Source organism: Fictibacillus phosphorivorans, from assembly GCF_001619875.1.
GTDB classification, from domain to species: Bacteria; Bacillota; Bacilli; order Bacillales; family Fictibacillaceae; genus Fictibacillus; species Fictibacillus phosphorivorans_B.
Genome location: NZ_LRFC01000001.1, coordinates 236,730 through 258,310, shown reverse-complemented (window position 1 = coordinate 258,310; position 21,581 = coordinate 236,730). Strand labels below are relative to the sequence as shown.

Here is a 21,581-nt window from a genome sequence, read left to right as displayed (position 1 = left end):
ACCTTAAAAGCATTGATGACCAAGACTAACTATCTCACTCCATATCTGCTGTTTTTACACTATTTAGACAACAAAAAACACCCTCGTCCAGATGGATTCAGGTGCTAAATAACTCTATTGAATAGAAAACACTTCTTTTTCAAGCAGTTCTTCAGGTTTCTTACCGATTGGGTCTTTGTGGAAGTAGTCACGAATCACGCCATCTTTTAAATAGTTGGCGATCGAAACCATGATCATTCCCTGATCGAGTGCAAGGTACGCTTTTGCGATCTCGCCGGTCTCGACGTTAACAGAATCATAGAATCCATACTTGCTGTACGTGTTTAGCTCTTTCAATGCTTTGATGTTTGTCCGAACTGCTTCCGGATCGTAATCTAATGCTAAGAATGACGCATGCGCAGTAACGGTTGCACCATCTTTGTATCCAGACGTTCCGAGCGGTGTAGCTGCAAATTCGCTGTAACCATCAGGCGTAGCCGAAGGTGAGAAGCCCCAAGCTGGGTATCCCTTTTCTTTTGCAAAGGCTTGCTGCAATTCAACGTGACGTTTATTGTTAAGGCCAAGCGCGTTCTTACCTAGATCTTTTTCTTTTAAAACAATTCCTGGCATAAGGCTTTCAAACATGCTGCCTCCCCAACTAGGAACGAATTTTACACCATTGTATTCATAGTGGCCTTCAAAAACGGAAACGCCGTCGTATTCATGTGTTTCACCTTCAGGAATTTGACCTTGCCAATCCCACTCTTTTGGCATTGTTCGGTACATCTTCCACCAGTGATCGCTCGGTACATCCCCTTTTCCAATCGAAATGTAACTCGCTACACGAGGTTCAGTATTAAACAATCCATAATGATGATCAGTTAATTTTCCTTTAGCTACATCATATCCTCCGCGGAATTGACCTACTTCAGGATCATATAACGTTGTGTAGTTCATGTTTTCAACGATCTTGCTTGTTTGTGGATTCAACTCATCATAAGCTTGTCCAACTACGATCAATCCAGCTGACAGCCATCCGTTATCAACTTGAGAGATAAATTGCCCCCAGTCTTTCTTGATTGAACCGTCGTTCGTGTTGTACCAGTTATAAAAAAGGCCGTTCCATTTTTCCAGCTTTTCTACAGTATTTAATGTGACTTGGATGCGTTTAACCGCTTCATCTCTCGTGATGATTCCTAATTGTTGAGCAGATACGGTACTCATCATATACATCCCGATGTTCGTTGGAGATGTGTGAGTTGCGTCTTTCTTACCCTCTGCTGTATATCTCGTTTCATCATAGGTCATTCCTGTTTTCGGATCTGTATGATCTTGATAGAACGCATACGTTTTCTTTGCAATCGCTTTCAATTCTGCGTTAAAAGCAATGTCTTTACCTATATCAGTTGCAGATGCAGTAGGTGTTACACACAAGTTTGCAAAGAGACTAAACATCAGTAAGAAACTTATAATTTTAGCTGCTTTCATGTGAGTTCTGCTCCTCTCTATTTTAAGAAAATGCGAATCGAAACGTTTCACCGATATTTTATCATTTTTAACTTAAAGAAATAAGACATTTCCAACATTTTAAGTCATTGGTTGTATGCGTTTTCACAATAAACAGTATAAAGGTAGGAGTGAAATGATAATATTAGGAAACTTCCTGATAGTTTAAGGAAAATAAAGGATACGAATCGTTTTTATAGAAGAAGTATGAAATTACATATACTGGAGGCTTTCGCTATGCAAGCACGTTCTGGACACATCTTCGGGTACAAAAACATGAAAGTGCCTTATCTGTTACAGAGCAACACAGAATCATCGAATGGGCTGGCCATCTTCCTCCCTGGTATGGGATATACGATGAGAAACCCGCTTTTGCACTTTGCATCAGGAGCATTTTTTAGAAAGGGATTTGATGTTCTGCACATCAATTATTTGTATTATATAGAGGAATATGAAGCGTTCACGATTGATGAACTTAAGACTGCCCTGCATCAAGATGTTACTTCTGTACTAAATGAAGTTTTGCCAGGTTTAGACTACAGCTCGTATTACTTGTTAGGAAAATCACTTGGCACGTTAGCTATGCCTGCTGCATTAAAAATCAGTCCGCTTCAAAACGCGAAAACGGTATGGTTAACCCCTAATTTGAAAGACGAAACGGTTTTACATACCATGATGACGATTAAACAAAATGGACTTTGTATCATTGGAGACGAAGATCCGTTTTACGATTCCGAAAAAATAGAGCAATTAGTGAGAAACACGCAAATGGAGTACATGATCCCTAAAGGGATTAATCATGCCCTTGAAGTTGACCACGATGTCTTAAAATCTATTGATGCCATAAAAATGGCCATTCAAAGTATCATTAATTTTATAGATTCATAGAGATGGAAAATGGAGTGATTATGCAATGAACTTTCAATATATTGAGGCTCTTCAATTGTTGGAACGGACACCAGACACCCTAACACAGTTGTTATCTGGTCTTCCTCTAGAATGGTTACGTTGCAATGAAGGAAATGAATCGTGGAATTCACTTGAAGTTGTCGCTCATCTGATCGAATGCGAGAAAAAGAATTGGATTCCTCGTATTCAAAGTATACTTTCAAGTCATGAGAATCAAGATTTTCCTCCCTTTGATCGATATTCTCACTTAGGCAAAGAGATGGAATTGGACAGTCTACTGCAGAAATTTAAAGAGAAGAGACAAGAAAGTCTATTAACACTAAACACGATTGTTAAACAAGATTCTGATTTTGAAAGAACAGGAATACACCCTGAATTTGGGTCTGTAACATTAAGGCAGCTGCTTTCAACGTGGGTTGTGCATGATTTGACCCATCTGAACCAGATTACCAGAGTGCTCGCTAAACGATATCAAGAGGATGTTGGCCCGTGGAAAGCCTATTTGAGTATATTGAAGTAAAACGTTCCCTTTTCGAGAATGTTCTCTGCTACAAATAAAGGAAAATAATGGTTTTTGCCGAATGTATTAAACTTTATTAGATATAAGAGAGAGATAAAGAGATATAGGGGGAAAATTTCATGGTACTTCTTGCTGTCAGGCGGACAGTTTATTTTTTGCTGCCCATTGTTGGTGTGTTTTTTATCGGCGCCTTGCCCTATTTATTTTTTAGCAATGTAAAAGGAATTGAATCCGTTGCCCGTTTGCTTGAATCTGGTGCGATACAAAATGCATTATTCTTAAATCAAGATCTCGGACTTTTCTTCAGTCCTTTTCTGGACAATATCGGATCCTTAATGATGAAATTAATCACATTCTCAAATGTGGAGTATTACGAGTATCAGCAGATCAAACTTCTGTTTCCTACCATATTAACGCCCTTCTATTATTCATTTAGACTAGTAATCGGAGCATTTTTGCTAGCTCTCGTAGCTTCGCTAATTTTTGCATTGATTGTAAAAATAGTACCTGGAAAAGTACAAAAAGCTGTTCGTTTTCTCTTTTTTTCCCTAGAGTCGCTGCCTGACATCTTTCTTGTCGTCATGATCCAATATGGCATGATTCTATACTTCCGAAATACAGGACATCTCTTATTTCCTATCGTACATAGTGAACAAAATCCCAGTTATTTTATTCCTATTTTATGTTTGGCTATTATTCCAACCTTGTTCTTAACAAGGACACTCTTATTTTTATTGGATGATGAAGATTCAAAGTCCTATGTTGAGTTCGCACGTGCAAAAGGGCTGAAATATGCTCTTGTCCTTTATATTCACATGCTCAGAAACTCACTTCTAAGCCTGTTCTATTATTCGAAGACCGTTTATTGGCTTCTCATCTCTACCCTCTTTATGGTAGAAACCATTATGGCCATACCTGGCATTACAGACTTCATGCTTGATTATGGACCAACAACACCCGAAGTGATCACGGTTAGTATTTTGCTAATGTTTGTACCTTTCTATCTATTTTTTACTTTTACCTCTTATGTTCTCGAGCGTAAATTAGGCCATACAGAAGAGGAGACGGCTTAAGATGTCTATTTGGAAAAGTCCTCTTTTTCTAACGGGTTTCTCCATCATTATTTCGCTCTTTTTGGGAAGTATCATTTATTCTCAATACGTTCCAAATGATAAACAGCCCGTTATGCAGATTCGATACGATGAAAATAAAAATGCCATAGATGGTGCACCCATTGCCCCTCATAAAGAAATGCCTTTTGGAACAGATCGGTTCGGCGTTAGTATTCTGCATAAAGTCTTGGACGGGGCTAAATATACGCTCGGTGTTGCCTTTTTTATCGCATTTGCTAGGTTATTCTTCGGAACGATCTTAGGACTATTCATCAGTCAGATGCCAAAGTTCATTCTTAGAACGCTGAGCAAACTCTTTGAATCGTTTTATTATGCGCCCGCAACCATTATTGTTGCTCTTGTTTCCTGTCCTTCAGATTTTCACATGGGCTGTAACAAGAGAAGCCCAGACGATATTTGCTATCATTCTATTAGTTATAATTGCGGTTCCGCCCGTTATGGTGACAGTGGCGAGCGAGACTTCTAAGTTTTTAGAAAATGAGTTTATCTCGTCTGTAAAAATTCTTGGAGGAGGCAGGTTCCACATCCTTCGTAAACATGTACTGCCTTACCTGCGGCCGCGTTTAGGAATTTTGTATAGTCAGCAGCTGATCGCAACTCTTTTACTTGGTGCGCATTTAGGAATATTACAAGTATTCATTGGTGGAACAGACTTTATTACACTTGATCCATTAGAAAACAATACGGTACCAGTTGCAATGATCAACGAGTGGTCAAGCATGATCGGCGCAAACTACTTTCAGATCCGTGGTGATCGTTGGATTGTCTTCGCTCCACTTGCCGGATTTGCCGTAACCATTCTTGCCCTGAATTTCATGGTTGAAGCAATGAAACGCCAATACCTCGAACAAGGCGCGTATACGAAGAAAAGCCGTCGTGTGCGTAAGGATAAAGCTCCTGTACAGATGAAAAAGTTATCTCAAGAGCAGTTTGAGAGGATTATGAAAACGGGGACTGACGGTTAAGCATTTTATAGTAGACTCGCAAAGGGAACGTTCTCTTTTGCGAGTCTACTTTAGTATTTAACAGAGTGTGTCGAAAATCGGATAAAAAAATTTATAAACGGATAAAAACATGTTATACACGGAATTATTGACGGTTACCCCGTATTAATCTTTAGTTACCTCTTAATTAAAGTCCATGTCATTTAATGTGTTCACCTAAGACTCACACCCCGTATTTTTGTATTACTCAAAAGTACAAAACAATGTTAAATGAATCAGTCTACTCACCAGAAACAAAGGAATAGATCTGCTTTTCGTGGAATAGAGGAATATAGAGAACAAACTGCAAGAAGGAGTGAGTTTTTTGAGCGAGGCAGATTACAACGTGATTTTTTACACACTTTACCTTCTGCTCGGATTGCCGATCAGCTATCATTATGCAAAATTCACCGTCACACATACAGGAATGGTCATTCCCCACTTTTTTGTCAGCTTAATGATCAACTTGTGTGTGGGAACGGTTGGCATCGTTTGCTGGATTTTCTTTTCTGTTAAAATCTCTAGAGCCTTCACACTCGGCGGAATCTATCTTGGAGCGTGGATCACTTCATTCAGTCTAGCGATCCTCTTAACCTTGCTTCTTATCAAACGAAAGTCCATGTTACAAACATTCCACCATAAGTGGCCCGCATAAAAACACCTTTCCGCATTAGAGGAAAGGTGTTTTGTCTTATTTAGCGATTAAGCTTTTACTTTTTTCTTTTTAATTTTAATTGCTGGTCCAGTTTTGTGAACATCGAGCCTGTTACTGTTTTAGCCATGCTTCTGCTTTCCGTTCCAATTCCTCATGAAGAACTGCTAAATTTCCCGTATCTTCTAACGCTTGTGCTGCATATTTTCGAGGAAAAATTTTGTATAACGTGTTCTTAAAGTCATCTCCATCACTCGGTTCCTTGTAAGAGGAAACAACGTATTTTCCATCCTCATTCTTAAGCTTGATGACAGCAGGAACTAAATGTCCAGACTGCCCTTCCGTTTTTGTTTCTTTATTAAAACCACTATATAACGAGTACAAATAGACGGTTGTTATATCCCCTATTTTCTTTGTTCCATAAACTTTGTGGACTTCAAACTGTTTATCCGTTTTTGGATATACATCTTCATAGGATTGAATAATGTACGTTGAAATCATCTCGTGCATTTCTGAAGTCACTTCAACAGCTGAAGACTGATTCATCGCATTGCACCCTGTTAACAAACCAATAATCAAAATCATTCTTAAAAATCCAGATTGCATTCACTTTCCCACTTTCTTAGGATAAGTCTTTGCCCCAAAGCATTTGAAGAAAATTCATGTAAAACGTAAATAGTACAGAAAGAATCAGCAATGAAACAGGAATAAACCGATATTGATCAACTCGGAATATCGTAAAGACAAGGATTCCAATTGAAATAGCTGATGCACCGTAATAAACATAAAACAATGGGTACACTGAAAACGGCCCTAAGAACGAGCCTAAGACAGCAAACTGAACACAAAACAAAAGAATAGAAAATAAAATCCACTTTTCCTTACCCGTTGTTTTAAGAGCACCGGTTAAAGCCAATACTCCCGCTCCAAGAATTACGAGCATCATCGTCCATTCATATAGAAAGAACAGGTTTTCATTATCAACAACAAAAAAATAGCCAATCAATGATAGTGGAATGGTGGCTAGTAAAAGGAATGAACTTCTTTTAACATATTGGATTGCCTCCATACTATTTCCCCCTTAACTAAATTCTTATTACTATATTACCATTTAATGGGTTACAATCGTTCTATCTTTCAAACTATTCAAACGATTTTATAATAATGTGATAAAATTAAGAAACAAAATTTAACTTAGTGAACAATAGGATATTAGCTGGATGCTGCAAGGAGTTGAAAAATTTGAAGAGATCCTTTCTTACATATAACAACAAAACGGTTCACCTTACCGAATGGGGAAAAGAACATAAACCAACGATTATTTGTTTGCATGGTTTGGGCAGTACAAGTCTAAGCTTTTTGGAAGTAGCAGAGGTGCTGAAAAATAATTTTAGACTGATCGCGTTTGATGCTCCTGGTCACGGAAAATCGGACGAATTTAATACCGCTGAAGAATATGAGATGCCTAGACTTGTAGAATGGCTTCATGGTTTACTGCAGCAGCTATATGTAAGCGATTTCTATTTTTTAACTCATTCTTGGGGAAGTTTCTTGTCTCTTCATTACTTAACCAAGTACCCGAATCATGTCATTGATACAATCCTAATCGATGGCGGCTATCAAACAAAGCGCGTGTGGTCTTCATCGCTAGAAGAAGAGATGGATCATTATGAAAAAGATTTTGATGAATACGTTTTTGATTCTTGGGATGCTTTTTATCAAGCAGAAAAAGAAAATTACTTAAAGTGGTCCCCTTTGAAAGAAGTCGCGGTTCGAGACTTAGGTGTGGAACGCGGCGGCAAGGTTTGCTGGCACGCAAGAGGTGAAACCGCACGGCACATCATTCGTGGCATGCATGTGCATGAAACAGAAGATATCTATCACCTTCTTCCAAAAGAAATCACACTGCTCGTTGCAACATTACCTGAACGTTTATCTGAAAAAAGATTGCAAACTGCTGAAGTGTTTAAACAAAATGCCAATGGCCGTGTAAAGGTAATACCAAGGACGACCCATTTATTGCACTGGGACAGACCGGAAATTGTAGTAGAAGAAATACAATCTAAATGGCTAACAAAAATAGGAGGTTAACAGATGGCACACTTACTCGTTTATTTTTACAAACTAAAACCAGAAGTGAAGGAGAAGTTTCTTGAGATTTCCGCTCAAACGAATAAAAAGTTTCAAGAATACGGCGGAGTGACAGAACAAATCTTTAAGTTATCCACTTCCCCCAAGAATTACGGCATTTCCTCTATTTCCGAGATGCTGAATGTTGAAGAAGATGAGGAAATTTGGATCGGTTTACTTCGCTTTCAATCCGAAGAACACGCCCGCATGACGATGGAAGATTTTGACCGGGACTCAGAAGTGAATGAACTATTGAACGAATTTGTTGCACATGTTGCCCCACTTGAGAAATTAGTTTTTGGAGAGTTTGTCTCAGGACAAGAAGTGGTGAGCGTTTAAAATAAATGAGGATTATTCAAAGAAAAATCCTCAATCATTTTATTCCAACTTTGATAGAGCCATTTTATTAAAACCTTACTTCCGTGGTGTATCTTATCAGCATATTAGATTCTCTTACGATCACTTAAAGTGTTATACCTTAATAAAATGAATTTAAACATTATTTCAAGTATAGGAGATTATACGGATAAGATTATCCATCATTTTGAAGATACTACTAAAGCGTTAATTAAAAACATCAACACAAGTATGGGAGATTATACGGATAAGATCGTTAACCACTTTGATGCTACATCTGAAGCATTGAAAAAAAGAATACTAGATGTTAAAACAGAAATCGAGAAAACTAACAGACAGTAAAGTCACCTAGACAACAAATAGGGTCTTTGCTGTTTTTTAATTTGAATACTTGTGAATGGTAAACATACTTTTATGTTAAGAAGGAGGCTAACCATATGACTTGGTTTTGGGTTTTCATTGGAGGCATGTTACTTTTTGCACTTTTTATAGACTGGCGTCGGAAAAGAAATAATAATAATCCACATAGTTCTACTCATGCAGGTGCTAAGCCTGGAGAAAGTACCAACTATCAGATGGGAGACAACCGGTATACTGGTGGCAGCGAATAGAGAAAATGCATCTCCTCTATCCAAGGAGATGCTTATCCAAATTCTTTTTGATGAGCCTTTTTCATCTTCAAATATTCTTGGTCAGTCCGAGCGAGTTTCCACTTCTCTTCAAAAATTGCGGCTGACTTTGCTTTAACAGGATCTATTTTACGCTCATTGACCTCGCCATTTTCTTTGTATTTTCTCCCGCCTTTGTAGTTCGTATAACGCCTTGCACGAGTATACCCCATCTGAAGAAACTTCCTCGCCATATCAGCACCGACAAAATCTTTATTTTCCTTGTACTCTAGAAATTGTTCATAAATTTTCTTGGAAGACTTTTCAGCTTCTTCTGGCGTTTTGAAACGCCAATGAGGGAGGATCTCACTTTTATAGGGTTCAACTAATAGAACACCTTGTTCACCTCGTCCCACACGATATTTTTCTGGATGTTTCCGAAAATCGATCGTATCAAAATCAAGGTCGTAGTCAAAAGCCATTGATTTCCCCTCCTTTCCTTATCGTTACCCGAAAAGAGTGAAATCAAAAATTTTGAACGTGTTGCCTTTACAAAAAGAAGAATCCGCTGTCCTCTCAAGAACAACGGAATCCATACTTATTGAACATTCTCATATAAGTTTTCTGAAGCACCTTCAATGAACGGACATGGCTTTCCGCTATAAAACACAGTCAGTTCATGCATGGCACGTGTACAAACTGTATAAAAAAGTTTTCGCTCACGCTCATTTTGATAGCCTGATGCATCAAAAATTGCGACCGCATCAAACTCAATGCCTTTCGCTAAATACGAAGGGATAATGATCACTCCTTTTTGGAAAGCAGCATCTTCATCGATCATAAGCCTTACATCCATTCTATTCTTTAGCGATTCGTACACTTTTTTGCTTTCTTTTGCAGAACGACAGATGATAGCAACCGTTTCATGTCCTTCTTTCAACCATTGACCTATAAGTTTTTCAACTTGGTCAACATGAGCGTTATTGCCTTCAACGCTAACGACTGCTGGTTTCTCTCCAGAACGATTAAATGGAATGATCGTGCTACCATCCTTTAAAAGACTCTTTGTAAACTCTACGATCTCTTTTGTCGAACGGTAACTTCTAGAAAGTGTAATCGTCTCAGGCTTTTTCTTACCTAATAACTTTCTCAGCATGCTAAACGATTCATCTGAAGCATGGGCATAAATAGACTGATTTAAATCACCCAGTACGGTTAGATTTGCTCGTGGAAAGATTCGCTGAATGAACGCAAATTGAAACAGTGAAAAATCTTGTGCTTCATCTATAAAAACATGCCTTACAGCAGCATTACTTTGAAAACCAATCAATAACTCTTTTACATATAAAAAGGGTGTAGCATCCTCATTCGAAAGATGATTTTGTTTTAAGTTAAATAGCGTTTGATTGCAAATATCGTTCCATGTATCAAGATCTGCTATCCGTTTATTATTTTTCTGAAACAGTTTGGAATAAAGTGACTTCATGTCCAGAAAAGCAGACTGTTCTACTTTTTCTCGAATTGATTTAAAAGCGATCCTCGTTACATATGCTGATAAAACTTTTTGCTCATTTTGCAAATCATTGAACGAATCTGCACCGTACTGATTTCGTTCTTGCAATTTCTCATAAAGCTTTGTATACACATTCTTATCAAGAATCTGAATCTCTTTTTCTACCCATGGTTTTTTGCGTTCTCGGCGTTCTATCTTTTTCAGTTCTTCTAAAACCCAAGCAGACGTTTTTTTCATCCGATAAGGGATCGTTTCACGTTGATCTAGTGAATAAAAGAATTCACTGATCTGCTTCGCACGAATGACAACACGGTCCCGGAATCTGATATCTAAAAATTGCATGCCTGATGTACTGAGATTATCTACGTAGCTATGGATAGCTTCTAGAAAATCAACAGAAGCTTTAAATTTTATTCCATCGATCCGACTGGGCTCACCGCTGCCTGACAGAAGATCCTCCATTTGTTCAAAAGGCGTTTCTACAGAGAAATCCTGTGCCAAATGATGATTGATATATGCCTGAAAAGTGGTCTGCTCCATATTTTCTTCCCCAAGCTCAGGAAGTACGTTCGCGACATAACTGTTAAACATGTTGTTTGGTGAGAACAAAACAATATGATGGGATTGCAATGTTTCACGATCACGATACAACAGGTACGCTACGCGCTGAAGGGCAGCAGATGTTTTTCCACAGCCAGCCGCTCCTTGCACGACAAGCAAGTCACTCGATGTATTTCGAATGATCGCATTCTGTTCTTTTTGAATGGTAGCGACTATACTTTTCATTTGTGTATTTGCTTGATTGCCTAACACTTGTTGCAGAAGTTCATCACCGATCGCCTCTCCGGTATCAAACATTCCCTTTATTTCTTCGCCCTTTATTATAAATTGTCTTTTAAGCTGCAAATCACCTGTAATGGTTCCACCAGGTGCACGAAAATCCGCTTTACCAAGAGAATGATCGTAATACAGACTCGAAATCGGCGCGCGCCAATCATGAACAAGGAATGAGCTAGTTGCTTCATCATAGTATGACGCAATCCCGATATAAACTTGTTCCGTGTTTTCCTCACCGTCTTCTCTAAAATCAATTCGACCGAAATAAGGGGAGTCTTTTAATTTTTTATACGTTTTAAGACGGGTTTCTGCAGAAGTATGACTTCGTTCTATTTCAGATAAAAGTTCTGATTGCTGCTTAATGCTCGCTGCTGTTTCGATCGCATCATCAGCATTCTCTAGGTTAACAGTAACATCAGACCAAAAGTTTTTACGAATCTGAACAACATCTTCACGCTTCCCACTAAGATGACTTTGTAGAGCAGCTACAGCATCGGAAAGCTTATGAATTACTGAATCTACTCGTTTTTGCTCGTTCTGTTTTTCCTGATTCCATGCAGTCATCCAATTTCCCCCTAAATTTTTTTATTTTATTATTGACACTCGTTACCATTTTAACGTATAATATAATTAAGGATATTTATAAAGTAATATTATACACGAGTGCGTCTTTCCTATAATATCATATTTGTGTGCATAATGTACATAGATTTATTTTAACGACTAAAAAACAGTGAATTCCCATATGGGTTTCACTGTTTTTTGTTGTACTAGACTTGTTTAACGGATTGATTTTCAATGATCCTCTTGATGGCATGCATTTGCCCGAGATGATACGTTTCATGGAATACTGCGAAGTTCACAAGCTCCCCAAACGTCTTAAAGTTAAAAAACTCTTTCTCTAACTTTTCGTGCAGCCTTTCTTCTGGTATTTGTTTTATTCTTTCTAGTTGCTCAGCTAGCTGTTGCTTAAGTTCCGCTAAAGCCGGCACTTCTCTTTTCCAATCCTTTGGGCTTGTACCTCTATTAAATAACTCAATATAGTGTTTTGGTAAGTTTAAAGATTTTTCCGGAAAACCAAACAAAAAATACTCAGCCGTAGTAAGCACATGACCGACATGCCAGAGAATGTTATTGTTGAATCCTTCAGGCTGAATCTCAGCTAGCTCTGCTGTCATTCCCTCCAAGTGCTTTAGAAAAAAACCTCGCGACAACTCAACATTTTGAATGGTTAAATGACTCATACAAACGCCTCCTTGATAAATTGTTTAAGAATATCCTGTAAACACCTATTCAACATGTCTAGCGGTAGTTGTCGTGGATAGGTGTAAATAAGTCCTCACTCGTGTTTCTTACAGCCGAAAAGTGATCAACATTGTAGTGACCATGCAAAATCTTGTTATGATGGTTTATGATCTGCTCAGCGGTCAACACCTCTGAATTTGTTGTAGAATGCCCATCCCCTACAAGTGTTACATCAAAACCTGAAACAGTTGCCATCCTTACTGCCGTATCAATGCAATGTTCTGTTTTACACCCCATAATGACGAGATGACGGACTCCATTCTGTGATAAATAATCTAACAGCGGCGTCCCATAAAATGAGCTCGTTGCTTTCTTATCAAAAACTACAGCATGCAAAGGGACGGAAATCTCATGATGAATCTCAAACCCAGATCCTTTACCCTTTGAAACATCTAGATCTCTAATAAAGATGATAGATGCATCTGCTTTTTCCGCTTTTTCGATCACTGTATTAATGTTATGTAACAAATCCCCTTTGTTAAAAACCTCCTCCTCTTTTTCATTACCATCAATCAATTCTTGTTGTGCATCAATAACTAATAAAGCTTGGTTCAACATATCCGCTCCTCTTACTTGTTTTTCCTTCCAATTTTAATTTCGACACGAAATAAACAAATCTTGTTTTTTGTACAAAATTTTTTCAATTGGTTAATACTAACAGAGCAGTAATATTTTATCGTTGCGAAAAATAGGAAACTAACCAATAATAGTAAAGTTCTATTCGTAAATGATTTTAGGAGGAAAAGAAAATGAAGTACATCGTGTTTTTGGCTGGAGTGGCCGCGGTTTTCTTGTTAGCCTATCTTGTCAGCAATGATCGCAAGAAAATCAAATATAGACCCATATTAGTCATGCTTGGGTTGCAGTTGATCCTTACATACTTTTTATTAAATACAGGCGTTGGCCTCGTTATCATAAAAGGGATTTCTAAGCTTTTTGAAAAGTTGTTAAGCTATGCGGGAGCCGGAATAGATTTCGTGTTTGGCGGACTCGCGAATGAAGCAGCCATGCCATTTTTCTTAAACGTATTGCTGCCAATCGTATTTATTTCTGTTTTAATCGGTATTGCTCAACACTTTAGAATCTTACCGTTTATCATTAAATGGATTGGTTTTGCTTTAAGTAAAGTGAACGGTTTGGGTAGATTAGAATCCTATAATGCCGTAGCATCTGCGGTTTTTGGCCAGTCTGAAGTATTTATCTCTGTCAAAAAATTGTTAGGGCATCTGCCAAAGCATCGATTATATACCCTTTGTACGTCAGCTATGTCTACAGTTTCCGCTTCAATCTTAGGAGCATACATGACAATGATCGATCCAAAGTATGTAGTAACGGCCTTGGTGCTTAACTTATTCGGTGGATTCATTATCGCAAACATCATTAACCCGTATGAAGTGACGTCTGATGATGACATCATTGAGATCGAAGAAGAAAAGCAAACGTTTTTTGAGATGCTCGGTGAGTACATCATGGACGGCTTTAAAGTAGCTGTTATCGTAGGAGCCATGCTTTTAGGATTTGTTGCGTTGATTGCGTTAATTAACGATGTGTTTAATATGGTGTTCGGCATTACCTTCCAAACGATGCTTGGCTATGTATTTGCACCTGTTGCGTTCTTAGTAGGAATCCCTTGGGCAGAAGCCGTGTCAGCTGGTACCATCATGGCAACAAAACTGGTTTCTAATGAATTTGTCGCAATGATGGATCTCGCGAAGTATGCGAAGAACATGTCGGACCGAACAATCGGTATTGTCTCTGTATTCCTCGTATCATTTGCCAACTTCTCTTCAATCGGTATCATTACCGGTGCAGTTAAAGGGCTTCACGAAGAGCAAGGAAACACTGTTGCCCGATTTGGTATAAAATTACTCTATGGTGCAACATTGGTAAGTATCTTATCCGCTGCTATCGCTGGGTTATTTTTATAAAAAAGCAAAAAAGAAGCCTCGGCTTCTTTTTTTGTTTAAGTAACTGCTGAAAATGATGGAGGATATGCAACCTTCCCTCTTATACCTTCTAGCGACCCTTCTTTCAACTCCAAAACCATAAACACTTCTTCTGGAACCGGAAATGGCGGCTCGATCCCTTTTGAAACTGAAGAAACGAATCCAAACTTCGGATAAAAGTTCGGATGCCCCAACACGACCACATGCTCATAACCGAATTGCCTCGCTTTATCTAAGCCTTGTTGCACTAAAAGAGAACCGATTCCCTCCTTCTGATGCCGAGGAGAAACCGCCATGGGGGCAAGTGCAAGTGTGGGTACTTGTTTGTTCTTTGTCTGTATCATGACTTCACTAAACAGAATATGACCAACAACATCTTCATGCCATTCGGCTATTAAAGAAAGTTCTGGCACAAACCACTCTGACTCACGTATAGCTCTGATTAGTTTCCCTTCACTTTCACCTTTAAAAGCAGACGAGTTAATTTCATCGATAACCGTGTAATCTTCTGCTTTTTCAGCTCTGATTTTTATCATTTGACTTTCCTTTCCGTAACCTTATAGATTCACTATATCCTTTTTCAATGATACTCAACAACATAAAAAAACTGCCGCCTCTATTAGAGACAGCAGTTGTTCATACTATTGAAGTTCAGCTGCAAATTGACCCGGGTTCAGTTTTAATGCTTCGTGAACTGTGTTTAATTTTTCTTCGAATGCTGTAAATAATTCGTCAGCTTCTGCTGCTTTTGCTTCATTTTCTAATCCAGCTACGCGAGCTTCGTAAGACTTTTTCAATTCTTCAAGAGAAGCTTTTACAGCTTCTTGGTTTTCTTTTGAAAGATCTGTAGGTACTTCAACAGATGGAATTTCAGAAACCGCTTTTTCACCAGCTGCTTTTGCTTCAGCTTTTAATGCTTCGAGTTCCTCTTTAGGAACTGCATTTTCCGTTCCTTGACTTTCAAGACCTGCAGCATATGCATTAAATGGCGCGTGATATCCGCGAAGCTTGTTTACAAGCTCACCTTCAAAATTAAGAAGCGTAATCTTTTCAGCATTACCGTCTTCTTTCTTTTCAGCTGCTGCTGGCTTTGCTTCTTCTTTCGGTTTTTTTTCTTCCTTGCTGCAACCTACGCTAAGCGCAAGAAGAGCTGCTGCTGTTACCGCTAAAAACTTTTTCATCGAGATAGCCCCCTATATGTATTTCTATTATTTGGAACTTTCTCATTTTAATACTTTTTCTTACTATTGTAAATTAAAATGTATCCGTTTTCTCTCAATTCACGAAAAATAATTCGCAAGCCTTAATATGATTGAATTGTCTAACTATTCATTAAATTCAATCTCTAAATTCTTTTAATATAAAAGCTATATCGCTATATCTAAAAATTAACCTTCTTAAGCTTTTTCTCATGATTTAAAAGCCATTCTTTTCTCCATAGACCTCCTGCATAACCAGTGAGCTTACCACTTGTCCCTATGATTCTATGACATGGAATCACAATACTTAATTTGTTCCTACCATTCGCATTCCCAACAGCCCTTACCGCTTTTTCTTTTTGAAGCATGTTTGCGATATCCCTGTATGAGGCTGTTGCAGCAAACGGAATCTGCAGCAGCGAATCCCATACTTTCTGTTGAAATGGAGTTCCTTCCCATTCATAAGCAAACGTAAAGGTTTGGCGTTTTCCTAGAAAGTATTCTTGAAGTTGCGTGCAGCAATCATGAAGAACAGCTGGCATTTCTTTCTGGTGCTCAACCGCTGACATTCGATCAACGAACATGATAGAGAGAACAGCGTCAGCTCTGCTCACAATCTCAATCACTCCAATAGGAGATTCATAGTCCATTCTGAACAGCTTATTCATACAAAGACCTCCAAAGATAAAAAGTGGCATACGCTTCCCAGCCACTCCATTTTTTCGCTATCTCTTTTAATTCATTAATTGTAGGTTTCCGGTCCTGTTTCAACTGTTTCATTACCGCATTATGAAGTCCTACATCAGCTATTGGAAATGCATCTGGGTTTAATAGGCATTTCATTAAACAATAGTCTGCTGTCCACGCCCCGACTCCTCTCAATGAAATCAGCAGTTGACCAGGATGGTTAGAGTCTTGCAGTGCGATCTTTGATAAACGGTCAGCACACATCTCTTTTGCTATACCAATTACGTACTGAGCTTTCCTCTCCGTAAATTGAAGTTTTCTTAATTGTTCGGTCTCAAGACGTGCTATTCGTTCTGGTTCTGGGTATAACCAAAATAAACGGCCTTGATAACTCACCTTCTCACCAAAATTCTCAACAAATCTCTGCTTAAGTGTATAAGCAAACGTCAGATTAATCTGCTGACCCATTATTGCCCAAGTCAAAGCTTCAAACAGGTCGGGAATTCCGATCATCCGTAATCCGTAATACTTGTTTGTAAGTGGCTTAAGGATAGGATCACTAGAAACAGCTTCATAAAAGACGGAAAGATCCCGCTCTAGATCAAACCATTCCGATATGAAACGAACCACCGTTTCTTTTTCTTTCGTTTTATTATCTGGAAAACTTACGATTAATTTTTGGTCATTGCAGCATATGTTCAGCAGAACCTTATCCTCATCCACTTTTAGTAGTTTATAAAGGGTAGCATCTTGGATATCATGCATCACTTCTAGCGGTGATCTTCCAAGGAACGTGAGGCATTCAGAAAAGCTGAATTCTTTAGGTAAGTGTATTTCAAGATGATCACCCCGATCAGTCCACTGCATATCCTGCCTCCTTTTTAGATTTCCGGTAGTCACTTGGCGAACAGTTTTTGATCTGACGAAACGTTTTATAGAAATTGGAGGGACTATGAAAGCCAGCTTCGTAACAGATTTCAAGATTTGTTTTTGATGAGTTCGTTAACAGGAATGCTGCCTTATCTATGCGTATCTTTTCCACGTATTCACGAGGCGTTTCGTTCATTTCCTCTTTGAACAGCCGCTCTAAATAAAAAGAGCTCACACCTGTGTAATCCGCTACATCTTGCAGCAGAATACGCTTGTGATGATTGTTCACTAGATAACTCGTTGCTTTTCTAATTAAATCAATCTGGGGACAATGTTCGACCTCAGGCTGGCACCTCTTACACGCACGGTACCCCGCCTCCTCACATTGCGAGATGGTATCATAAAACACAACATTCTTCTTTTTGGGCTTTCGTGATCGACAGGATGGACGGCAAAAAATCTTCGTTGTCTTAACGGCCGTATAAAATAAACCATCATAAGACCGATCGCATTCCATGATCTTATCCCACATTTCGTCAAATGACATATGTACGTTACTCATTGTTCATCCCACCATCCATCATCTTTTCTTTATTTTATCAAGCTAAAAACATGAAGTCGTCCTCAATCTTGCTGTTATGGTCTCTAAAATAAAAAAGAGAATGACACGTTGCCACTCTCTTTGGGGTCAAAATTTATTTTACAGCCGCAACACCTTTTCGGGTTCCGCTTGTTTTGTATTGATAAAGGATAACTGAAGCAATCACAAAAGAGGTGATTCCAAAGCCGATTACCATGTTGAAGAATCCAATCGTATCTAAGAACAAACCCGTTAAGAGCATCAAAACCTGGAAGATGATATTATCAACCATCCCTTTAATCGAGAAAAACCTTCCGTGATAGTCAGATGGCACATCCGTTTGAAAAATGGTCGTAACGACTGGGAATAATGTGCCCGCCGCTAGACCAAACAGTCCGAACGAGAGAACAGACATGATCGGATGATCTGCTAAAAATAAAGAGGTGTGTGCGGTAGCAATAATGAACGTGATGGCAAACATGTATGATAATTTCGGATTATCTCTAAAAAATCTTTTTGATAAAAACGTCCCTATAAAAACACATACACCTTCTGTTGTATACAGAATTCCTTTAATGCCTGCATGATCTTGAAGTTCGCTAATCTCAATCACCATCAAATTGAATCCGGATAAAAATAAGTAAGCTGGAATCAACAAGAAAATTCCATACACCACTTTCGGCTGTCGTTTAACCATTGGATACAGCTCAGCAAGCGTTCTGAAGAAGTTTTCTTTTTTGCCTGATCCATCTTTTTCTTTCGGTTTTTCTTCTACATTTAAAAAGAACGTAGAGATAAGGAGGATAACGTAAGAAACGAGCGTAACCGTGTACAAGGAGAATAGTGACATCCCAACAAGCATCACACCCCCAAGTGCTGTTCCTACAATTCGTGAAGCTGTAAAAATGTTCATATTAACGCCGTTCGCATCAAGCAATTCTTCCTTTTTCACAATTAACGGAAGCATCGTCTGCATGGCCGGCTGTGAAAACGTTCCTGAAATTCCGATTACGAGCGTATAAACAACCATCCACCAAACATTGTTGTAAGCGATCGCCAAGTACATAAAAAAGATCGCTGCACAGCGAGCGATACCTGCATAGATTAGAATTTTCTTCTTATTGCTGCGGTCAATAATTCTACCTGCCATAGGTGCTAAAAATATCCCCACAAGAAAACCCGCTAAAATAATGAGTGCCTGCAGAAAAGATGACTCTACATTCATCTGCAGAAATTCAAGGTTACCGATGATTCCAACCCAAAGCCCCGTACTTGATACAGCAAGGCCCAACATTAAAATTAAAAAATTTCGGTTTCTCCACATGTTCTCTTTCTCCTTTCAGTCATACCGAAACAGTACATCTATGTTAATCAAAAAATTACTTAACAAAGTAAAATAGACTCATTATTCAGTATACATGATTTAGAAACAGTGAAGGAGAAATAATTCTTCATTTTTTTCTTATTTTTACACTCTGTTATAATGACTACAGTAGAAGTTCGAAAGGGGTACATGATGAAACAATTAATCCTTGCTGAAAAGCCGAGTGTTGCACGCGATCTTGCCCGTGTTCTAGGCTGCAAGCAACAAAATAAAAGCTATATTGAAGGACCGAAACATATTGTCACTTGGGCACTTGGTCACTTAATTGAATTAAAGATGCCCGAAGACTATGACAAACAATATAAACAATGGCGTCTAGAAGATCTCCCCATCATCCCAAAGCATATGGGATTAAAAGTGATCCGCCAAGTCAGTCATCAATTCCGGGCGATTGAACACCTCTCTAAACGCAAAGACATCGGCGAGCTTGTAATTGCGACCGATGCTGGACGCGAGGGTGAATTAGTCGCGCGCTGGATCATGGAAAAAGTCCGTTGGCAAAAGCCCGTGAAACGACTATGGATTTCATCTCAAACGGATAAAGCGATTCGCGATGGATTCAACCAGCTCAAACCCGCTAAGCAATATGACAACCTCTATCAATCTGCCGTTTGCCGTTCTGAAGCAGACTGGCTGATCGGATTGAACGTTACTCGTGCACTGACAACGAAATACAATGACCCGCTTTCTGCTGGCCGTGTACAGACACCTACTCTTGCTATGATTTTAGAACGTGAGCAAGAGATCAACTCATTTCAGCCAAAAGACTTTTGGACGATCGATGCGACGATCGGCATGTTAAAAGCGTCTTGGGAACGCAATGGCGAGAAGCGTCTTTTTGAAGAAAAAAAGGCAACAGACATCGTTTCCAAAGTAAAGGGACAGCAAGCGGTCGTATCTTCTCTTCAAAAGAAAGAAAAAACAGAAGCGCATCCTATGCCTTATGATCTTACTGAACTGCAGCGTGATGCGAACCGTCGTTTCGGATTCTCTGCTAAGAAAACATCGTCTGTTCTTCAAAAACTCTATGAGCAATATAAGCTCGTTACGTATCCAAGAACAGATTCCCGCTACTTAACAAAAGATATGGAAAACACGATGTACGACCGCCTGCAAGGGTTGTCATCAGGATATCGGGAAGAAGTGCAGCCCCTTTTAAAACAAAGAGGAAACGTGGTCGCAAAGAAAGTATTCAATGATAGCAAAGTTACCGATCACCATGCGATCATTCCAACTGATGAACCGTTGCACTTAGGGGATCTCGATAACGATGAACGTAAACTTTATGATTTAATCGCACGCCGATTCCTTGCTCTTTTCTATCCTGCGTATCGAACGGAGACACTGACTGCTTCATTAAGCGTAGCAGGTGAAACGTTCGTGGCACGTGAGACCCTTGTGATAGACCCAGGTTTCAAAGTGTTGTCAGGTAAAGAAGAAGAAAGTCCGCGTGCTCTTGCCAATCTAAAGGAAGGGCAAACACTTTCTGTGAAAGAGGTGAACGCGGAGAAGAAGCTCACTGAGCCTCCTTCTCGTTTTACAGAAGCAGACCTATTAACTCGTATGGAAAAATACAGTCTTGGAACACCTGCAACGCGCGCAGATATCATTGAAAGACTCTTAGGATCTGAAGTGCTTGATCGCAGAAACAACAAACTTCATCCTACTCCTAAAGGAAAACAGTTGATCGATCTTGTGAATGATGAGCTGAAGTCACCAGAACTGACAGCTAAGTGGGAGGAAGAGCTCGAGGCCATCGCGCGCGGAAAAGGTAATCCAAAAGAGTTCCTAGAAAACATTCGTAAGCAAACAAAACAGCTGGTTATGGAAATCAAAACAAGCTCGCAGGAATATCGCGCTCATAACCTAACAGGCTCTAAGTGTCCGGAGTGCGGAAAGCTTCTAAAAGAAGTAAAAGGCCGTGATGGCAAGGTACTTGTCTGTTCCGATCGCGAGTGCTCATACCGTCGCCGAAAAGATCCAAAGCTATCAAACCGACGCTGTCCGCAGTGTCATAAAAAGATGGAGCTTCATAACGGAAAAGCAGGCACATACTTCCAATGCAAGCCATGTAATGTTGTGGAAAAAGCTGAGGATAAGAAAAAGAAAGTTACGAAGCGTGAAGAAAGACAGCTGCTGAAAAAATACAGTGCAAACAACAAAGAGGACGAAGGCTTTGGAAATAGTTTGGCTGATGCATTAAAAGCCGCCATGAAAGATAAGAAATAGATAATAAGCTGACTTCTTCTGTCAAAGAATAGCCTGATAATGCTATTTTGACATGAGGAAGTCAGCTTTTTTTAGTTTGATGGATTTACTTGGTACGTTTCAAACGTTTATTTGTCGGATTGGAGATGGAATTTGTCCGATTTCAGGATTTATTTGTCCAATTGCAAGATTAATTTGTCCGATTCTGGGGTTTATTTGTCCGATTGAGCAATGAATTTGTCCGATTCAAAAAGAGGAAGAATCAAGTCCGTGAT

25 protein-coding genes are annotated in these 21,581 nt (G+C 39.1%); 12 read left to right on the top strand and 13 right to left on the bottom strand.

The annotated features are described in order from the left end of the window. Positions 1–114 precede the first annotated feature (114 nt). Positions 115–1,467: a glucoamylase family protein gene (locus AWM68_RS01295; RefSeq protein WP_066236281.1), complete on the bottom strand. Its 1,353-nt coding sequence runs from the start codon at positions 1,465–1,467 to the stop codon at positions 115–117. Positions 1,468–1,722: 255 nt separating this feature from the next. On the opposite strand from AWM68_RS01295, the gene AWM68_RS01290 reads away from it, so the two are divergent. The 6 genes from AWM68_RS01290 (at position 1,723) to AWM68_RS01265 (ending at position 5,685) form a co-directional block, all read left to right on the top strand. Next, entirely contained in the window at positions 1,723–2,373 is a 651-nt protein-coding gene (locus AWM68_RS01290) for an alpha/beta hydrolase (RefSeq protein WP_066236280.1), read from the top strand. A gap of 25 nt (positions 2,374–2,398) precedes the next feature. Next, positions 2,399–2,914 carry a DinB family protein gene (locus AWM68_RS01285; RefSeq protein ID WP_066236279.1) on the top strand — a complete coding sequence of 172 codons (516 nt, stop codon included), beginning with the start codon at positions 2,399–2,401 and terminating at the stop codon, positions 2,912–2,914. 119 nt (positions 2,915–3,033) lie between these two features. Beyond that, positions 3,034–3,987, top strand: coding sequence for an ABC transporter permease subunit (locus tag AWM68_RS01280; RefSeq protein ID WP_066236278.1), 954 nt, complete (start codon positions 3,034–3,036; stop codon positions 3,985–3,987). Between the two features lies 1 nt (position 3,988). Continuing rightward, positions 3,989–4,513 carry a hypothetical protein gene (locus AWM68_RS21815; protein WP_066236277.1) on the top strand — a complete coding sequence of 175 codons (525 nt, stop codon included), beginning with the start codon at positions 3,989–3,991 and terminating at the stop codon, positions 4,511–4,513. Beyond that, on the top strand, positions 4,485–5,012 hold the full coding sequence (locus AWM68_RS01270; protein ID WP_331710015.1) for a hypothetical protein: 528 nt from the start codon (positions 4,485–4,487) through the stop codon (positions 5,010–5,012). Before AWM68_RS21815 ends, AWM68_RS01270 begins: the two co-directional genes overlap by 29 nt. Before the next feature lie 343 nt (positions 5,013–5,355). Continuing rightward, entirely contained in the window at positions 5,356–5,685 is a 330-nt protein-coding gene (locus AWM68_RS01265; protein WP_066236275.1) for a hypothetical protein, read from the top strand. 111 nt (positions 5,686–5,796) lie between these two features. On the opposite strand, the gene AWM68_RS01260 is transcribed toward AWM68_RS01265, so the two are convergent. Together AWM68_RS01260 and AWM68_RS01255 are read right to left on the bottom strand one after the other, a co-directional pair. Next, positions 5,797–6,288 carry a hypothetical protein gene (locus AWM68_RS01260; protein ID WP_066236274.1) on the bottom strand — a complete coding sequence of 164 codons (492 nt, stop codon included), beginning with the start codon at positions 6,286–6,288 and terminating at the stop codon, positions 5,797–5,799. A gap of 16 nt (positions 6,289–6,304) precedes the next feature. Beyond that, positions 6,305–6,751, bottom strand: a complete 447-nt coding sequence (locus AWM68_RS01255; RefSeq protein WP_066236273.1) for a hypothetical protein — start codon at positions 6,749–6,751, stop codon at positions 6,305–6,307. 173 nt (positions 6,752–6,924) lie between these two features. Between AWM68_RS01255 and AWM68_RS01250 the strand changes: the two genes are divergently transcribed. The 4 genes from AWM68_RS01250 to AWM68_RS21640 all read left to right on the top strand — a co-directional run bounded on the left by AWM68_RS01250 (position 6,925) and on the right by AWM68_RS21640 (position 8,780). Next, complete coding sequence (locus AWM68_RS01250) at positions 6,925–7,773, top strand: alpha/beta fold hydrolase (RefSeq protein WP_066236272.1); 849 nt, start codon at positions 6,925–6,927, stop codon at positions 7,771–7,773. A 3-nt stretch (positions 7,774–7,776) separates the two neighbouring features. Then, entirely contained in the window at positions 7,777–8,151 is a 375-nt protein-coding gene (locus AWM68_RS01245) for a DUF1428 family protein (protein ID WP_066236271.1), read from the top strand. A gap of 147 nt (positions 8,152–8,298) precedes the next feature. Beyond that, positions 8,299–8,511: a hypothetical protein gene (locus AWM68_RS01240; protein WP_066236270.1), complete on the top strand. Its 213-nt coding sequence runs from the start codon at positions 8,299–8,301 to the stop codon at positions 8,509–8,511. 95 nt (positions 8,512–8,606) lie between these two features. Then, complete coding sequence (locus AWM68_RS21640; RefSeq protein WP_197468111.1) at positions 8,607–8,780, top strand: hypothetical protein; 174 nt, start codon at positions 8,607–8,609, stop codon at positions 8,778–8,780. Between the two features lie 32 nt (positions 8,781–8,812). Here AWM68_RS21640 and AWM68_RS01235 read toward each other — a convergent pair whose 3' ends face one another. The 4 genes from AWM68_RS01235 to AWM68_RS01220 all read right to left on the bottom strand — a co-directional run bounded on the left by AWM68_RS01235 (position 8,813) and on the right by AWM68_RS01220 (position 12,987). Next, positions 8,813–9,259, bottom strand: a complete 447-nt coding sequence (locus AWM68_RS01235; RefSeq protein WP_066236269.1) for a DUF4385 domain-containing protein — start codon at positions 9,257–9,259, stop codon at positions 8,813–8,815. Between the two features lie 116 nt (positions 9,260–9,375). Continuing rightward, positions 9,376–11,691 (bottom strand): RNA polymerase recycling motor HelD, encoded by a 2,316-nt coding sequence (gene helD, locus AWM68_RS01230; RefSeq protein WP_066236268.1) that lies wholly within the window; start codon positions 11,689–11,691, stop codon positions 9,376–9,378. Between the two features lie 206 nt (positions 11,692–11,897). After that, positions 11,898–12,371, bottom strand: coding sequence for a DinB family protein (locus tag AWM68_RS01225; RefSeq protein ID WP_066236267.1), 474 nt, complete (start codon positions 12,369–12,371; stop codon positions 11,898–11,900). A 58-nt stretch (positions 12,372–12,429) separates the two neighbouring features. Further along, entirely contained in the window at positions 12,430–12,987 is a 558-nt protein-coding gene (locus tag AWM68_RS01220; RefSeq protein WP_066237402.1) for a cysteine hydrolase family protein, read from the bottom strand. A gap of 194 nt (positions 12,988–13,181) precedes the next feature. On the opposite strand from AWM68_RS01220, the gene AWM68_RS01215 reads away from it, so the two are divergent. Then, positions 13,182–14,360: a NupC/NupG family nucleoside CNT transporter gene (locus tag AWM68_RS01215; protein ID WP_066236266.1), complete on the top strand. Its 1,179-nt coding sequence runs from the start codon at positions 13,182–13,184 to the stop codon at positions 14,358–14,360. A 35-nt stretch (positions 14,361–14,395) separates the two neighbouring features. Here the strand turns inward: AWM68_RS01215 and AWM68_RS01210 are convergent, their stop codons facing one another. The 6 genes from AWM68_RS01210 to AWM68_RS01185 all read right to left on the bottom strand — a co-directional run bounded on the left by AWM68_RS01210 (position 14,396) and on the right by AWM68_RS01185 (position 19,038). Next, positions 14,396–14,914: a GNAT family N-acetyltransferase gene (locus AWM68_RS01210; protein WP_066236265.1), complete on the bottom strand. Its 519-nt coding sequence runs from the start codon at positions 14,912–14,914 to the stop codon at positions 14,396–14,398. 105 nt (positions 14,915–15,019) lie between these two features. Beyond that, entirely contained in the window at positions 15,020–15,559 is a 540-nt protein-coding gene (locus tag AWM68_RS01205; RefSeq protein ID WP_066236264.1) for a hypothetical protein, read from the bottom strand. A 200-nt stretch (positions 15,560–15,759) separates the two neighbouring features. Beyond that, complete coding sequence (locus AWM68_RS01200) at positions 15,760–16,245, bottom strand: methylated-DNA--[protein]-cysteine S-methyltransferase (protein WP_066236263.1); 486 nt, start codon at positions 16,243–16,245, stop codon at positions 15,760–15,762. After that, entirely contained in the window at positions 16,238–17,131 is an 894-nt protein-coding gene (locus AWM68_RS01195) for a DNA-3-methyladenine glycosylase family protein (protein WP_066236262.1), read from the bottom strand. Before AWM68_RS01195 ends, AWM68_RS01200 begins: the two co-directional genes overlap by 8 nt. Further along, positions 17,118–17,696, bottom strand: coding sequence for a bifunctional transcriptional activator/DNA repair enzyme AdaA (locus tag AWM68_RS01190; RefSeq protein ID WP_066236261.1), 579 nt, complete (start codon positions 17,694–17,696; stop codon positions 17,118–17,120). The genes AWM68_RS01195 and AWM68_RS01190 overlap by 14 nt, the downstream gene beginning before the upstream one ends. Positions 17,697–17,829: 133 nt before the next feature. Beyond that, positions 17,830–19,038: an MFS transporter gene (locus AWM68_RS01185; protein ID WP_066236260.1), complete on the bottom strand. Its 1,209-nt coding sequence runs from the start codon at positions 19,036–19,038 to the stop codon at positions 17,830–17,832. 192 nt (positions 19,039–19,230) lie between these two features. On the opposite strand from AWM68_RS01185, the gene AWM68_RS01180 reads away from it, so the two are divergent. Next, complete coding sequence (locus AWM68_RS01180; protein WP_066236259.1) at positions 19,231–21,327, top strand: DNA topoisomerase III; 2,097 nt, start codon at positions 19,231–19,233, stop codon at positions 21,325–21,327. The last annotated feature ends 254 nt before the right edge of the window (positions 21,328–21,581 follow it).